This window comes from Prauserella marina, assembly GCF_002240355.1.
GTDB lineage: Bacteria > Actinomycetota > Actinomycetes > Mycobacteriales > Pseudonocardiaceae > Prauserella_A > Prauserella_A marina.
Genome location: NZ_CP016353.1, coordinates 5,023,433 through 5,038,725, shown reverse-complemented (window position 1 = coordinate 5,038,725; position 15,293 = coordinate 5,023,433). Strand labels below are relative to the sequence as shown.

At 57.9% G+C, this 15,293-nt stretch carries 14 protein-coding genes; 10 read left to right on the top strand and 4 right to left on the bottom strand.

Annotated elements, in window-relative coordinates; translation table 11 throughout:
• Positions 1–14: 14 nt before the first annotated feature.
• Positions 15–557: a nuclear transport factor 2 family protein gene (locus tag BAY61_RS23075; RefSeq protein WP_143021408.1), complete on the bottom strand. Its 543-nt coding sequence runs from the start codon at positions 555–557 to the stop codon at positions 15–17.
• Between the two features lie 599 nt (positions 558–1,156).
• On the opposite strand from BAY61_RS23075, the gene BAY61_RS23070 reads away from it, so the two are divergent.
• Genes BAY61_RS23070 through BAY61_RS23050 form a run of 5 tightly spaced genes read left to right on the top strand, consistent with a single transcriptional unit; the run spans position 1,157 to position 6,536 of the window.
• Positions 1,157–2,749, top strand: coding sequence for an ABC transporter substrate-binding protein (locus BAY61_RS23070; RefSeq protein WP_219341110.1), 1,593 nt, complete (start codon positions 1,157–1,159; stop codon positions 2,747–2,749).
• Positions 2,750–2,784: 35 nt separating this feature from the next.
• Positions 2,785–3,807 (top strand): ABC transporter permease, encoded by a 1,023-nt coding sequence (locus tag BAY61_RS23065; RefSeq protein ID WP_219341109.1) that lies wholly within the window; start codon positions 2,785–2,787, stop codon positions 3,805–3,807.
• Positions 3,804–4,685 (top strand): ABC transporter permease, encoded by an 882-nt coding sequence (locus tag BAY61_RS23060; protein WP_091807695.1) that lies wholly within the window; start codon positions 3,804–3,806, stop codon positions 4,683–4,685. The genes BAY61_RS23065 and BAY61_RS23060 overlap by 4 nt, the downstream gene beginning before the upstream one ends.
• Positions 4,586–5,710, top strand: a complete 1,125-nt coding sequence (locus BAY61_RS23055; RefSeq protein WP_091807693.1) for an oligopeptide/dipeptide ABC transporter ATP-binding protein — start codon at positions 4,586–4,588, stop codon at positions 5,708–5,710. The genes BAY61_RS23060 and BAY61_RS23055 overlap by 100 nt, the downstream gene beginning before the upstream one ends.
• Before the next feature lie 16 nt (positions 5,711–5,726).
• The gene (locus BAY61_RS23050; RefSeq protein WP_211323612.1) at positions 5,727–6,536 is read left to right on the top strand and encodes an ABC transporter ATP-binding protein; all 810 of its coding nucleotides are present in this window, start codon (positions 5,727–5,729) and stop codon (positions 6,534–6,536) included.
• 19 nt (positions 6,537–6,555) lie between these two features.
• On the opposite strand, the gene neuC is transcribed toward BAY61_RS23050, so the two are convergent.
• Together neuC and BAY61_RS23040 are read right to left on the bottom strand one after the other, a co-directional pair.
• A complete protein-coding gene (neuC, locus tag BAY61_RS23045; RefSeq protein ID WP_170140249.1) occupies positions 6,556–7,716 on the bottom strand; it encodes a UDP-N-acetylglucosamine 2-epimerase in 1,161 nt (386 codons plus the stop codon).
• A gap of 344 nt (positions 7,717–8,060) precedes the next feature.
• Positions 8,061–9,317: an NAD-dependent epimerase/dehydratase family protein gene (locus BAY61_RS23040; protein ID WP_170140250.1), complete on the bottom strand. Its 1,257-nt coding sequence runs from the start codon at positions 9,315–9,317 to the stop codon at positions 8,061–8,063.
• Positions 9,318–9,377: 60 nt separating this feature from the next.
• Between BAY61_RS23040 and BAY61_RS23035 the strand changes: the two genes are divergently transcribed.
• The 3 genes from BAY61_RS23035 (at position 9,378) to BAY61_RS23025 (ending at position 12,441) form a co-directional block, all read left to right on the top strand.
• Positions 9,378–10,286 carry a succinylglutamate desuccinylase/aspartoacylase family protein gene (locus tag BAY61_RS23035; RefSeq protein ID WP_170140251.1) on the top strand — a complete coding sequence of 303 codons (909 nt, stop codon included), beginning with the start codon at positions 9,378–9,380 and terminating at the stop codon, positions 10,284–10,286.
• A complete protein-coding gene (locus BAY61_RS34055) occupies positions 10,219–11,364 on the top strand; it encodes a pyridoxal-phosphate dependent enzyme (protein ID WP_110057711.1) in 1,146 nt (381 codons plus the stop codon). Before BAY61_RS23035 ends, BAY61_RS34055 begins: the two co-directional genes overlap by 68 nt.
• A 108-nt stretch (positions 11,365–11,472) precedes the next feature.
• Positions 11,473–12,441 (top strand): aldo/keto reductase family protein, encoded by a 969-nt coding sequence (locus tag BAY61_RS23025; protein ID WP_170140253.1) that lies wholly within the window; start codon positions 11,473–11,475, stop codon positions 12,439–12,441.
• Between the two features lie 85 nt (positions 12,442–12,526).
• Here BAY61_RS23025 and BAY61_RS23020 read toward each other — a convergent pair whose 3' ends face one another.
• Positions 12,527–13,357 carry an IclR family transcriptional regulator gene (locus BAY61_RS23020; RefSeq protein ID WP_420848843.1) on the bottom strand — a complete coding sequence of 277 codons (831 nt, stop codon included), beginning with the start codon at positions 13,355–13,357 and terminating at the stop codon, positions 12,527–12,529.
• A gap of 280 nt (positions 13,358–13,637) precedes the next feature.
• Here BAY61_RS23020 and BAY61_RS23015 point away from each other — a divergent pair, with 280 nt between their 5' ends.
• Positions 13,638–14,906, top strand: a complete 1,269-nt coding sequence (locus BAY61_RS23015) for an aspartate aminotransferase family protein (RefSeq protein ID WP_091807685.1) — start codon at positions 13,638–13,640, stop codon at positions 14,904–14,906.
• A gap of 3 nt (positions 14,907–14,909) precedes the next feature.
• Entirely contained in the window at positions 14,910–15,293 is a 384-nt protein-coding gene (locus BAY61_RS23010) for a RidA family protein (RefSeq protein ID WP_245865361.1), read from the top strand.

Genomic DNA, 15,293 nt, shown 5'->3' with positions numbered 1-15,293 from the left:
CTGGGTCCAGCGGCTCAGTTTGCAAGCATACCCGCATCCGCCGGGTATGCTTGCGACCAGGCGGACATGTCTTGAATCTCGGTCATTCGAACAATCTGGCCGTCCTTAAAGTCCATGATGAGGGCTACTTCTTTCCCGCGGTATGAAGCACCTGTTCGGCGGATTGTGTAGCGAAGTGCGAAGGTGGCGACGATTCTGTCGCCATCGCCGATGAATTCAACAGGGCGTTCGATATCGACGCCTTCGAAAAAGTCGGGATCCGACATGAACAGATCAATTATCTGCTGTTTCCCTCGTGCCGGTTCGCCATAGCGTGGCGTGTTCGGTTCGCAAGGCACCCAGAACACCGCGTCTTCCGAAAAGCTATCGAAGAGTGGTTGTAAAATATTTGATTCACGGCGACTGAATTTAGTGTCCAGGTGGGATAATGCCCTACGTGCGAGAGCCAGGTTGTCGGTTTCCGTGCCCATAAGAGCTTCCTCTCTGCTGATATCGAGCCAATAGCGGCGTATCGTCGATACTTTGGCGACCCGGATTACCGTAGCGGTCGCGGGCAAGCTGGGAAAGTTTGATTGTTGCAGTGTGTTAGCGACACGTCAAGGTCGCAATAGTGCGACCTTAAAACCGTGGTTTGCCGATTGTGGGCATCAGGCGAGCTTCCACACGTCGACTCTCAGCAAGCTGCCGAGAAACGGCCGCGCTATCACGGCTTTCGGATCTGTTTCTCTGGGGCGAGGCGTCGTCAGGGCGAGGTTTAACAGTTTCGTGTGTTCGGAAGGTTGATGCGCAGCGCCGACCGGAGTTCAGCGCGTCTCCCGTCTTGCCGACGAGAAGACGCGTGAGATTGTCATGAATTACCGGTGGGCATCCGCCTTCGTTCTTGGTGGCATTGGTCGAGGCCGAGCCACCCGGTCGGAAGATCTCGCGACGCCGTCACTACGGCGGTTTGCGTTCAGCAAATTGCTGCGAGGAAAGTACCTCTCCGGTCAGGTCTCGGACACAATGCTCCTCGTCTTCAAAGTGTTGACTCTCGCGTTTTCAACTCATAGTCTTCAATGAAATAGGCGTTTCAGTCCCCGTGGCGACGCTGGAGGGGTGGCGCTTACTTGTGAAAGGTCACGAGATGGACCGTAGTGCGCAGAGAACCGTTCCCCTGTTGGCCGCTGACGGCACGTTAACTCGCCGAGGTGTGCTGCAGCTCGGCGGATTGGGTTTGGGAGCTTTCACCTTCGGAGGACTTCTGTCTGCGTGCACCAGTGAGACGCCGGAGGGCGCGGCGGGCGCGATCGACAGCGAGAGAATCTCGGCGATGATGTCAGACCAATTCGATAATTTGGACCCGACGAGCACGGTCTTCGCGACCACTATCGCGATAAATGATCTCATCTATGAATCGTTGTACCGGACTGGGCAGTATCGGCCCGTCGGAGATCCCACGCCGGAGCTGGCAGCTTCGCTGCCAGAGGAAGTTGACCCGACAACGTACCGCATCGCGTTGCGGGAAGACGTGACTTTCCATGATGGAAGCCCGCTCACGGCCGATGACGTGGTCTTTACGATTGAACGGATCAAGGATCCCAACACGCCGGGGTTCCGCAGCCAGTTCTTGTCGTTCATCCAGGAGGCGAGGAGCACGGGGACCTATGAGGTGACCCTGCGTCTACAGCATCCGACCACTCTGCTGGTGCAACGACTGTCGCTCGTCAAAGTGATGTCGAGGAAGGCGGTCAACGCATCCTCGGACGCGGTCAAGATGTCACCCGTCGGAACTGGGCCATACCAAGTTGTATCCGGGGTATCCGGGCAACAGCTCAATCTAAGGAAGTACGGGAAATATTCCGGACAGCGGCACATTGAATTTCAGAACGTCGAGATCAAGGTCGCTACCGATTCGGCGGCGCGCGTTGCCGGCCTGAAAACAGGTAACGCTCAGGTGATCCAGGACGTGCCTGGCGCATCGGTGGACAGCTTGTCCGAGGAGTCGGCTGTCGGCGTCGAAGCAGTCAAAGGCGACTTCCGCATCTTCTTCTGCTTCAACTGTAAGAAGGCTCCTTTCGATAACAAACTTGCCCGTCAAGCTATTCTCTACGGCATCGATCGGGATGCGATAGTGAAGTCGACCTTCTTTGGTCTGGCCGAACCTGCGTGGGCTGGTCAGATACAGCCCGATGATCCAGACTACACGCGGCCTTCGACAGTTTACCGTTACGATCCCCAGCATGCGAAGTCATTGCTCCGCCAAGCTGGTGTCGCAGACGGGGAGCCGATGAGTATCGGAATCGTGTCGACGGACTACGTGGCATCACAGGGGCCGATCATCGAGGAGAACCTGCGGTCACTTGGTCTCAACCCAAGCATTGTCCCAGGTGCGCCGGGCGCCATACCGTCGCGAATGTCCAAAGGGGAGTTTCACGCCGTGGTGCTAGCGGGCGCCTCTGACATCTTCAATCCGACGGCGGAATTCTATCTCCGATACGTATACTATGGAGCTTTCCCTCGAACAGTCTCTCATTGGGATACAGAGCAGCTCCGGCAGATAGAGGCCGATCTGGATGAGGCTGTTGCTGCCGGAAATGAGGAAGAGCGAAAGAACGCATTATCCAAGGTGCAGGAGGGTGTGCAAGACGAGGTTCCCTTTGCGACGCTCGTATGGAAACGTCAAATCACTGGCTGGTCGTCGAGTCTCGAGAATTTCCGACCACTGGGACACATCGGATTCCCGCTTGATGACGTACGGGTGAAAAGCTAGATCATCATGTTAAAGGGCAAGCGGGAGGTCAGCGCGTGACTGCATCTACTTCTTCGCGGCCTGTCGGAACCGACGAACGACGCCGATCCAGCAGCCGTATAATCGGTGTTCGTTTCCTAGCCCGAAGGCTGTGTATAGCTCCGGTCATCCTCCTCGGTGTTTCGTTTCTGGTGTTTGTGACTGTCGATCTCTCGCCAAACGATCCGGCCATGGCAAAAATGGGGCTCTTCTCGGATCCTGAAAGCCGGGCCAGATTTGCGGAAGAGAACGGACTGAATGACCCCCTACCCGTCCGTTTTTGGAGATTCCTCACCGAACTGGTTCATTTTCGGCTCGGCGACTCCGTTGCGCACTCTGAATCCGTCAACACGCTGATAGGCATGGCGTTTCCGGTGACCCTGCAACTGGTTGTTTTCGCGACAGTTATCGCTGTGACGGTCTCGCTGCTGATTGGTACCATCGCCGCTCGTTCTGACGGGCGTATGGTGGACCGAACGATCGGCACGGCAGCGGCTATTATGCAAGCCTCCCCTCCATTCTGGGTTGGCCTCCTGTTTATTCAGGTCTTTGCTGTTGCGTTAGGCGTCTTGCCGTCGGGTGGATATGTTCCGATGCAACAAGGGTTCTCATACTGGTTCTCGTCGATTATTGGGCCTGCTGTCGTGCTTTCCCTGCCGTTTACCGCGGCGCTGACGAGAGTCGTCCGGGCGTCGATGGCTGACGAACTCGCGAAGGACTATGTCAGGACAGCAATAGGGGCGGGAGTCGCATGGCGCGTCGTGATATTCCGGAATGTTCTCAGGAACGCGCTGATTACGCCGATCACGGTCATTGGCGTCTACGTGGGTGCGTTGATGTCCGGTGCGGTACTCGTGGAGGTCGTCTTTAATCTTCCCGGAATGGGTACATTGCTTGTCACAGCTGTGAATAACAGCGACCTTGGCGTGGTTCGCGGCGTGGCTATCGTGGGTGCCACAACATTTGTCGTTGTCAATCTTGTGGTCGACATAGTCCAGATGCTCTTGAACCCCCGCAGTGTGGAGGCGAGTAACGGATGACGGCTGACAGTCTCGCTACTGGAACCGGTGCCCGGTATGAAGGTCGCTTCTCCATAGGCCGACTCGGGCGATGGATTGCGGGTGACGTTCTTGGCCGCTGGGTGATTAGTATAATGCTGATCAGCACTTTCGTTCTTGTCGTTCTTCCTTTGGTCACGACAAAATCGCCTACGGCTACCGACTCAAATGCCGTGCTGGCGGGCCCCAGCTTGAATCATTGGTTCGGGACTGACCAATTGGGACGAGATGTTGCTGTACGTATCCTATATGGAGCCCGCCTGAGTCTTCTTGTCGCAGTCGTGTCAGCGGTGGCCGCGCTAGTGTGTGGCGCTGCGCTCGGTGCCGTATCCGTGGTCGGGCCGAAATGGCTTGGCGAAACGATAATGCGACTTACAGACGTTGGTCTCGCTTTCCCCGGAGTGCTTCTCGCGATTGTGCTCGCCGCCGCTATCGGACCAAGTCTGACGACAACTGTGATCGTGTTGGCGATAATATACACGCCATCGATGACGAGAGTGGTTAGAGCAGCGTTGTTCGCGGAATATGGCGAGGACTATGTCACTGCTGCCCGGCTCATCGGAACAAAAAGAGTTAGGCTTGTAGGCTATCACATCGGCTCAAACGCCGCAGGACCGATACTGGTGTATTTCACCGTTGTGATGGCAGATGCTATTGTTGCGGAAGCGGCACTATCCTTTATTGGCGCCGGCATCAAGCCGCCAGCACCGTCTTGGGGAAATATCATTCATGATGGTCAGGGCGTTATTGATACTGGCGCATGGTGGGTGACGGTTATGCCAGGTTTATTCATAGTGGCTACAGTGCTCACTATCAATCGGTTTTCGGAAGCTATTGGCCGACGATTGAGGTCACGATGACAATTTTAGGTGCAAGGCCGCAGGGACGCGAACTCTCATTGGCGGACAAGGTAAAGACGCCAATACTCAGGATCTCCGACTTGTCGGTTAGGTTTCCTGAACGATATGGAAGAGTACCTGTCTTGGATCGAGTGGGATTAACGGTTGATCGGGGCGAGTGCGTCGCGGTGGTCGGCGAGTCGGGTTGTGGAAAATCACTGCTTGGCCTGAGTATAGCGAATTTGCTTCCGACGACTGCCGTCGTTGACGGACACGTGACGTTCCAAGGCATGGACGTCCATGCCTTGGATAAGAAGTCAGCCCGCTCCCTACGCGGCGATCGGATCGGGATCATCTACCAAGATGCTTTGACAAGCCTGAATCCGGGGATGTCCATCGGCGCACAGCTTCGACAAGTGTGTCGATTGGGAGCCGGCCAACAACCGGAAGAACTGCTGGTTTCTGTAGGACTTGACGAGACCTCCCGGTTCATGAAGGCCAAGCCGTACCAGTTGTCGGGTGGACAGCGACAGCGAGTTCTCATTGCTCTGGCTCTGGCTCGCGAGCCAGAGCTGGTGATAGCGGACGAACCTACGACCGCACTTGACCTGACCGTTCAGGCGCAAATCGTCGCTCTCCTTCGACGTTTGCAGGTAGAACGTGGATTTGCCTTAGTCTTTATAAGTCACGATCTGGCTCTAGTTTCGAGCCTGGCTGACCGAACAGTTGTCATGTATGCAGGGCAGGTGGTGGAGGAAGGCGGTACGCGGGAACTCTTCGCGCGCCCGACCCACCCCTATACCACTGGACTTGTGGCGGCAAGCAGAAGTCTTGAGCACGGCGCTGAAGAGCTGGTGGTCATTCCGGGGCATGTAGAACAACCGAAAGACTTCCCGGTGGGGTGCCGATTTCAGTCTCGTTGTGCGTTGGCCGGCGACGAGTGCACCGTGTCTCCCGACCTATGGATTGGCGACGGTAGGAACGTTGCGTGCCATCATCCGCGCAGGATCGACGATGATTATAGTTCCGAGATTCTGGCCGTTTGAGAGACGGAGTTTGTCGATGGTTTCTTCTGCGGTAGAGAAGATACATGACGAGCAGATAATGCCGATCCTGCGAGCGCAGGGTGTCTCGGTTGATTATTCGCGGCGAGGCGTGCGCATGAAGGCATTGGATGATGTTTCGCTCGATGTGCGCCCAGGAGAAACCGTGGGGCTTATCGGTGAATCGGGATCGGGAAAGACAACGCTGTCACGTGTTCTCCTTGGTTTGCTACGTCCGCGGTCGGGAACCGTCTTGTTTCAAGGGACGGATATCTACCAGATTCGGAACGATGCCAGACATCGTTTTCTTGGCGGCGTTACCTCGATGGTTTTTCAAGATCCTAGATCGTCGTTGAATTCTCGGCTTTCTGTGAGCGCTGTTATCGCTGACCCACTGCGCGTGCAACGGATAGGCGATCGCGATAGTCAGCGTGAAACGGTACGAAACTTGCTGGAAAGTGTCGGTTTGTCACCGAGTATTGGTTCTCGTCCGGTCAGAAGTTTGTCAGGCGGACAGCTGCAACGGGTTGCCGTGGCGCGAGCATTGGCAGTGAAACCTAGTGTTATCGTTGCCGACGAACCCACATCAGCGCTTGACGTATCGGTTCAAGCACAGATTCTGAACCTGCTGCGTAGCCTAAAGGAATCGGCAGACTTGTCCTTCCTTCTGATTTCTCACGATATGAGAGCGATTCGGTTCCTGGCTGACAGAACGGCTGTCATGTATGGTGGCACGATAGTAGAAGAGGGTGATACAACGCAGGTATGCGAGGAGCCGAACCATGACTACACGAGGAGTCTGTTAGCGGCTGCACCGAGTATGTTCTGAGATGGACTGTGGATTACTTTCATTCGATATTGAATGAGCGTTGGAGCTTGCTCAGATCGGTCGACCTCAGCTTTGACACTATTTCCTTGGCGGCATTGCCAATTCCATATGGTGACTTCGTTCTTGAAAGAATGTCGGCATTTGACGGCGAAGTTGCACGCCGTATGGCATGCTCGATTTCGGCTGCGTCGGTTCCGCAGTCGATTACAGAGTCGGCACGTGGTCGCCCTGATTGGCGTGGTCCGATATTGACGGTCGGCGTTTGAAGCGCTGGAGCTTCCGATAGACCACTCGACGAATTTCCGATCACTGCGGTCGAGGCGTGAAGAAGACTGAGATAGCTTTCCTGACCCAAGGATTTCACCAGGACTGCGTGTTCGGGGTTTGTTGAGACGAATCTATGGATAAGTTCGGATATTTCTGAACCGCCGTCATCTATATTCGACTCAGTGAAGATAGATGTGACATTTGGAAATTTTTGCAAAGCTTCGACAAGTCCGATTATGCCTGCGCGACCTGAGTGCGGATCAGCGGTGACCGGGTGATAGGTTATGAGGAATATATCTTTCTTGGGCTGGATTTCTAATGATGCGAACAATTGATCTCTCGGAAGAAACTGAAGATTCTTGATGGTGTCGATACTTGGTGAACCGGTGTTGTGTACAGACCATCTCGCCGCGCCCATACTTACGACTCTATCTCTGGCCATTTCTGTCGCGACGAAGTGTAGGGACGAAAGCTGGGTTATCGCGTTTCTTATCGGGTCGTCTATGGAGCCTTTTGTTACCTCTCCGCCGGCTATGTGAGCGACAGGAATTCTTTGCAGGGTGGCGCATATGGTGATCGCGAGCGCTTCATATCGATCGCCTAGAACGACGAGTATTTCGGGACTGATTCTTCGTATTGAATCGGCGTAACCAATCATTCCTAGGCCGAATGATTTCGCGACACCTACCGCGTTATCGCTGGCCAAGACCATGTCAATTGTTTCGTCGACTTGGAATCCGTCTGCTTCTATCTGGTCGACCGTTGAACCTTGTTGGGCGATTAGATGGCCACCGCTCGCAATTATCGACAGATCCAGTTCTCTGTCATTCGCGACTGCCGATATCACCGGACGCAACGGTCCGTAGTCGGCACGCGATCCGGTGAAGATGCAGACCCCTCGTATGGTGGTCACCGTTTGAGTTCCCCTCCCGGTTGTGCGAGCACTCTGCCTGGTATCCGTCCTAGCAGGCATCGGCTTCAGCTCAGGAGGGGTCTTTTTCAGGTTGAGCGAGATTACGTTCGGCAGCTATCGAAGCGACAGGCGTGAGCTGAACCGCGTTTGAGCGGCTATCAAGTTGTTCGGTCTGTGCGGCCAACGGACGTGGAGCTCTCCGCTGGAAATGGGAAGCTCATGCCTGGGGCGTCGCGACACGGCGCGCGAGGTATTTCGTGTCCCGAGCGGGCCTCACCACGTCCGAGTTGATCACATCTTGCCGCTGCTCAGGATTCTCCTTGGTTCGGCAGGCCACAGGTCGCTCAGGTCCAAGTGGAAGCGACTCCCGAACGAGCCTCGGCAGGCACAAACACATCTCGCTGGGATACTGTCTTACCTGTCGAGCTTCGCAGCATCGACCGAAAGTCGTGGCGCGGTGCGAACTGGAGATCTGTTTGGGCGGCGGTGATCGACATCTCGATTCTATGTGCGAATGGCATTGGAACAATTTTGTTCTCGACTCGGAAAAAGTCGGAAATCTCCCTTGCGCCTTCAATGTGACTGGTGGGCTGGGCAGCGGCGATGTTAAAGGCCTTTCCGACAGCCGACGGTGAAGTGAGGGAAAGATAGACTCCTTCGACGGCGTCGCGAACATCGACCATACTGAGCGACCATGGTTCGTCGCCGGGCCCGACCAGTGCGACCGCGACTTCGTCGTCCAGCCCGCGCGTTTGTTCTGCCAGGAGGTCAAGGAGTCCCTGATGGCGCTTGAAAAGTGGCCAGAGGTGGGTGTCTTTTCCTAGCTTCTCCCACTCGAATATTGCCTTCCAGAACCCGAGCCGAAACATTCGAGGTGCTTCCTCCGGGCTGACGACGGTCGCGAAGCGGACTATGGACCAGGGTAGGTCGAACTGGACGCCGTGGTTCCGAAGGATTACTTCTCCGAGCAGCTTGCCTGTTCCATAGTAGTCGGCCGGTTCCTGCTTGGATTCCTCAGTGAGGGGAACGGATGGAGGGGCCCCTGGGCAGTAGGTTCCGTCGGAACTTGCGAGTACGAACCGTTGAATCGACGCTCCGTGGTTGAGCACGCCTTCCAGCAGGCGCAGTGTTCCGAAGGCGTTGATGTCGTAGAACCTGTCGACCGGGGTCGTCCCTCGGACGAGTTGCGCTGCAAGGTGCACGACGTGCGTCACGTCGCGACAGGCCGCATTGATCGCATCTTGATCGAGCAGGTCCGCCTCGGTGATCTCGACATCGCGGAACTCCGCCAGTTTCGACGAGTTCGGGTCGCCTGGTTGCACCATGGCACGGACATGAGCCCCTGAGCCGGCGAGCCTGTGGACGAGGTTGGCGCCCACTCGTCCGGTAGCTCCGGTGATGAGTATCCGCATGAGATAACACACTTCCTGGTCATCGTTGGAACCGGCAGTAGATGGAACGTGTGTTTCATTATGTGAGCTCACATGGTTGGTGGCAAGTGCTGGAAACGCAATGGTGCGCATCCCGTGGGCCAGCTCGACGCGCGCCTGAGTACTAGCGGGATCGACCCTCTGCGCGATAACGTGGAATACGTGTTTCATTATCGAGGGGGTGTGTAGATCATCGGCAGATGCGATCGCGTTCTCCCGGGAGGAGCACGGGTGTTCGAGCTTTCCGGCGTCCTTCCGGGGCCGACGCTTGCGCTTATCGGTGGTATTCATGGAGATGAGAGTGAAGGCGTGTTGGCGGTCAAACGGGTCGTCAGCGAGCTCGGCGGCATGTCATTCCGGGGGTCGGTTAGGGCCCTCGCTCCCGCCAATCCTTATGCGTGGGAGGCGGAGGCAAGGGTCGATCCGCGGTCCGGTGCCGACCTGGCGCGGTCGTTTCCCGGAGCGGGCGGGGGAGATCGGACATCTGTACTGGCGGCCGCGATCACGAGGGAGGTGATCCAGGGAGCTGATCTGCTCATCGACCTTCACTCCGCCGGCGTCGCCTACGAGATGCCGTTTTTTGCCGGCTTTGCAGCGAATCGAGGTGCTCCGGTCGAATCCGAGCGTGCCGCCCGAGCGTTCGGTGCGCCGCTGATCTGGGAGCATTCGCAAGTTGCGATGGGTAGAACCCTCACCGTTGCTGCTGATCTCGGCATTCCAGCGATTTATGTCGAGTGTTCGGGGGGTGGCAGTGTACTTTGCTCCGAACTCGAGTCATACGTCGACGGAGTGTACTCGGTCATGGCGGCGTTCGGGTTCCTCCCGAACACGTGGTCGCCGGAGCGCGCTGCCGTGGCTCGGCGGGTACGTGGAGATGGAGATCTGAGCGCGGGAGCAACGGCGGATGAGGGTGGCTTCTTTGTTCAGAACGCACGAGGGGGTGCCTCTGTCTCTGCGGGAGATCTTCTTGGGAAGGTCTATGGGATCGATGGCGGAGCCGTCGCGTCGGTAAAAGCACCTGAGGACGGGATAGTCATGTTCATTCGTAGGAAAGCCAGAATCGCCCCTGGTGATGTCTTGTTCGTGCTGGGTAAACCTGCGTGTGACGTGGAAGAAGGGCATAATGCGGACCGGCCTTGACAGGTATCGCTCCGATCTCCCCGTGGCTGGCGAGATGGTCAGCCTCGGGGAGGGGGATACTCCGCTGCTGCGACTCCGGTCACTCGCCGAGAACATCGGAATTCCAGATGTTTTCGTGAAGGACGAGTCGTGTAATCCGACTGGATCCTACAAGGACAGAATCGCCGCAGTGTCGTTGTCGCTCGCGCGGGAACAGGGGAAATCGGGATGGATCGCGACCTCCTCCGGTAACGCTGGAGTCGCGATGGCAGCGTACGGTGCGAGGGTTGGACTGGCGGGTGTACTGTGTCTCGTTTCTTCGGCGCCAGCGCAGAAGCTACTTTCTCTGGCTCCGTACCGGGTGGATGTTTTGGCCGTGGAGAATATTGGGAACAACTCGACGGCCCGAGCAATCGAGGGAGTTGTGGATGTGGTACTTCGCTCCGCGAAGCGGCATAATCTATTTCTTGGAATTACTGCACACAGGTTTAATCAGGATGGAATGCGTGGAGTGGACACCATATCTTATGAGTTGTCCGAGCAGGCTCCGGAGACTACGCATGTATATGTTCCGGTAGGGGGAGGTGGGTTGTTGGCAGGAGTGGCCCGCGGTCTGAGGTCTCGCAATCTACCGGCAAGGGTTGTTGCGTGCCAGCCACGTGGTTGTGCACCGGTGGTTCGTTTTCTTGACGGCGAACTTGCAGATCCGGTATTAGACCGTTGTGAAAGTATGGTATCTGCGTTGCAGATCCCTTCACCGCCCGATGGCGCTATGGCGGCAGGTGCGGTCAGGGCCAGTGAGGGCTGGGGGGTCACTGTTAGTGACGAGGCGATTTTTCAAGCCCAGGCACTAATGGCGAGCTGTGAGGGGATATTTGTTGAGCCTGCGGCGGCGGTAACGGTGGCTGCGCTTATACGTGACGTCGAGAGGGGTGTGATCAGCGAAAGGGACACCCCAACATTGATCCTATCGGGCGCGGGCTGGAAAGATCTCGGGCGAACTGCGGTTCCGAAAGGCTGGCCTATTCAAACCAGTGTTGATTCCCTGGAAGAGCAGGTTGACCGACTGGCGCCGCTATTCCGCTGCTCGCAAGCTTGACCTCCAAAGTTTAGCGAGATTCGAATGCGCGGTATAAGAAGCCGCCTTATTCTCGGTATGCATCATATGCTAGAAACATGTTGATGCTGCGGGAAAGGGTGGCTGATCTTGAAGTATCGACGAGTTGGAAAATGGGGCTTGAAGGTTTCCGAGATATCTTTGGGCACTTGGTTGACGCATGGCGGAGAAGGTGGGAGCGAGGAGGCCGTATCGCGGACCTGTCGAGCTTTCGATTCTGGCGTGAACCTGTTCGATACCGCAAATGTTTATCCTGAAGGTAATGAAGGTCAGGCGGAGATTGTCCTCGGGAGAGCGCTGGCGCAGCTTCCAAGGGAAGAGTATGTCGTCGCCACGAAAGTGTACGCCCCGGTCGGCCCTGGAGTTCTCAGGCGTGGGCTTTCGAGAAAACATGTATTGGAGGAGGTGAACAACTCTCTCCGGCGATTGAATTTGGATTATATCGACGTCTACCAATGTCATAGATTTGATCCGGACAGCCCTCTGGAAGAGACTGTGGCGGTAATGCACGACTTGACGGTTAGTGGGAAGATAATATACTGGGGTGTTTCGGAGTGGGATGGCAAGCAGGTCGATGAGGTTATGGATCTCTGTCGCGAGCGAAATTGGAACTCGCCAATTAGTAATCAGTTGCATTATTCATTGTTGTGGAGACAACATGAAATTGCGGATATCTCCGCCTGTGACCGTCAAGGCTTGGGAGTCGTCGCCTTTGCGTCGTTGGCCCATGGCGTGTTGACAGGCAAGTATGCGTCCGGGCGTATGGTCCCGGAGGGGAGTCGTGCGGCCGGAGACGGCAGGTGGATGTTCGATCGCTATTTCAAGATGGATCTGTTGAATGCTGTTCAGCATTTCAAGGATTTCGCCGGCTCGTGTGGTTTGACTGCCTCGCAGCTGGCGTTGAAGTGGTGTCTGGGGCGGGATGCCGTGACGACGGCCGTGATTGGCGCGTCGACACAATCGCAACTGGACTCCAATATTGCCGTGAGTGACCTGGAAGTTTCTCCTGAGGTTATCGAACGTGCGGGCGAACTGCTGGATGGGGTACGGCTGACGTGACCGACGCTTCCAGCCGCGACGGGCCACTCGAATGCCCAGCCATCGTCCGCTTGGCGGTGATGCGGGCATTCGAGTGGCTCAAACGCTAGGCCTCCCCATCTGTCTCGGTCGAGGTTGCCGGGTTGGTGGTGATCTGCTCAGCCACGTCGAGCAGCTTCCTGGCCGCCTTCTCGACATCCTTCAGCGTGAACCGGGCCGCCGGGGCGCTGATGCTGAGCGCGGCGGGAAGGTGCGTCCCCAGTAGCGGTGCCGCGATACAGCGTCCGTCAGCCGCGTTCTCACCGTTGTCGACGGCGTAACCGAGCCTGCGAACCTTGGCGATTTCGTCCATGTACGCGTCGATGGAGGTGATGGTGTTGTCCGATTGCCGTTCCATGCCGGTGCGGTCGAGCAGGTCGCGCACCCGCGAGTCCGGCAATTGCGACGCGATCGCTTTGCCCAGCGCGGTGGAGTGCAGCGGGTCGCGGTCACCTCGTGATGCCGCGAGTCGCACCTTGTGGCGGCTCTCCACGATGTCGACGTAGATGACGTGGTCTCCGTCGAGGATCCCCAGATTCGTTGTCTCCTCGAAGTCGTCCCTGAGCTCCTCCAGCCATGGCCTCGCGCGCTCGCGGAGCACCTCAAGATGCCGTGACTGCATGCCGACGAACCCGAGTCCCAGCCGGTAGAGGCCGGTCTGCTCGTCCCGTTCCACGTACCGATGCACCTCGAGGGTCCACAGGTAGCGGAACGCGGAGGACTTGGGTAGTTCCGTGGCCTGCCCGACTTCGATGAGGGACACCCCGTCGATGGATTCCTGCAACAGATTCAGGATGGAGCAGACTCGTTCCACGGCTCGGACCGTGTAGTCACGCTCCTCGCTCGTCGAGATCTCATCGGCGCCATGACCCTGCGCCTGGTTCCTGCGGCGTGCCAGCGTAATCACTCCCTCTCGAAATCGGATCGGCTATTTCAGAATCCTAGCCGGACTGCTCGCTCGAAGCAGGGGGCCAGCAGTCGAAGTCGCGTTGGAAGCTCGCCTCGTTACGGGATGCTGGGCCTGCTCGGCCTGCGAACGAGCCATTCCGGCCCCTTGACGCTCTCCCGGGGGCGTCGTAGCGTGAACTGGAAAACGATCCTCCGGTTTCATTGTCTAAAACTACTGGGGCTCGGCAGGCACGGACGGTTCCCGCAGCTTCGGTCAGAACGGAGACCTCATGAGCGATGCGGCTCAGCTTCTCGCCCGTTCACACGAACTCCGAGAGCGTGCTTTGGTGCGCACACCGGGTGGAGTGCACTCGAACGTGCGGCTCGGCGGCCCGCAAGTCTTCATCGAGTACGCAAGGGACGCCTGGCTGTACGACGTGGATGGTGAGAACTACGTCGACTACCTGTTGGGACAGGGGCCGAACTTCCTCGGACACGCGCCTCGCCACCTGGTCGAGGCGGTGAGCTCCGCGTGCGAGCGGGGGCTCATCTTCGGCGGGCAGCACAAGCTGGAGGTCGAGGCGTCCGAAGTGGTCTGCGAAGCGCTCGGCTGGCCGGACATGGTGCGCTTCGGTGTTTCGGGAACCGAGTCGGTGCAGGCCGCGCTGCGATTGGCGAGGGCGGCTACGGGAAGGAAGCGGGTGATCCGCTTCGAGGGCCACTACCACGGCTGGCTGGACAACGTGCTGGCCGCGGAGGGCTCCCTCGGCTGGGGAACAGCGAGCGTGGGGCAGCTTCCCGGTCATCTCGACGATTTCGCGTTCGTTCCGTGGAACGACGAGGAACGCTTCGCGCGTGCCATCGAGGAGGAGCCCGACGTCGCGGCGGTGATCATGGAGCCGATCATGATCAATGCCGGAGTCATCGAGCCCGCGCCCGGATATCTGGACGCGGTGCGCGCTCTCTGCTCGAAGCACGGCGTCGTCCTGATCTTCGACGAGGTGATCTCAGGATTCCGGTTGGGGCTGGGGGGAGCGGCCGCCCGGTATGGGGTCGTGCCCGACCTCGCCACCTACGGAAAGGCCATGGCGGGAGGCTGGCCCGCCTCGGCACTCGCGGGCAGGGCCGAGTTGATGGAGCTCTTCGACAAAGGTGGTGTCAACCACTCCGGGACTTTCAACGGATCCGTCGTCGCGATGGCCGCGACCCATGCCACGGTCTCCCATCTGATGGACAGTCCACCTTACGAACGGATCGCCTCCCACGGAGGTGCGCTCATGGACGGACTGCGCGGAATAGGCGAGGCACATGATCTTCCGCTGAGGGTCGAGGGACTGCCGATGGCTTTCCACGTCTCCTTCGGTACGGCTGAGGTCACGGACTACCGGTCGCTCCAGTCGCTGGATCTGGACCGCTATGCGCGCCTCGTTCCCGAGCTGGTCGCGCACGGCCTGTGGGTCGCGGGACGCGGGGTGTGGTACGTCTCCGCCTGTCATGGCGCGGACGAATTGGACGCCGCTCTGACCCGATTCGACAAGACGCTGACCGATCGGGCGTGAAACATGACGATGCCAACGGAGCCCGCGGCAGCAGCGGAGCACAACGGCGATGCCGCGCCGTTCTCGCCGTGCAGGTCGGCGGGAGGGTTCGTCTTCGTGTCCGGTCAGGCTTCCGTCGACAACGGCGTGATCGTGACGGGCACATTTGAACAGGAGATGCGGAGGTCCATCGAGAACGTCCGCGCCGTACTGGCTCGCGGGGGACTTTCGCTCGGCGATGTGGTGAAGGTGAACGCCTACGTGCAGAATTCGGGCGACGTGCCCGAGTTCAACCGGATCTATCGTGAGTACTTCACCCCGCCGTTGCCGGCGAGGACGACGATAGCCAACTGTCTGGGAGACCGGATCAAGTTCGAGATCGACGTCGTCGCTTTCGGAGGTGCGTGA

What these genes read in the sequence shown, in the direction of transcription:
- BAY61_RS23050 (WP_211323612.1), top strand. Translation starts at nt 5,727, where the DNA reads ATGGTTTCTTCTGCGGTAGAGAAGATACATGACGAGCAGATAATGCCG.
- BAY61_RS34055 (WP_110057711.1), top strand. Translation starts at nt 10,219, where the DNA reads ATGTCTTGTTCGTGCTGGGTAAACCTGCGTGTGACGTGGAAGAAGGGC.
- BAY61_RS23010 (WP_245865361.1), top strand. Translation starts at nt 14,910, where the DNA reads ATGACGATGCCAACGGAGCCCGCGGCAGCAGCGGAGCACAACGGCGAT.
- BAY61_RS23015 (WP_091807685.1), top strand. Translation starts at nt 13,638, where the DNA reads ATGAGCGATGCGGCTCAGCTTCTCGCCCGTTCACACGAACTCCGAGAG.
- BAY61_RS23060 (WP_091807695.1), top strand. Translation starts at nt 3,804, where the DNA reads ATGACGGCTGACAGTCTCGCTACTGGAACCGGTGCCCGGTATGAAGGT.
- BAY61_RS23055 (WP_091807693.1), top strand. Translation starts at nt 4,586, where the DNA reads ATGGTGGGTGACGGTTATGCCAGGTTTATTCATAGTGGCTACAGTGCT.
- BAY61_RS23040 (WP_170140250.1), bottom strand. Translation starts at nt 9,317, where the DNA reads ATGAAACACGTATTCCACGTTATCGCGCAGAGGGTCGATCCCGCTAGT.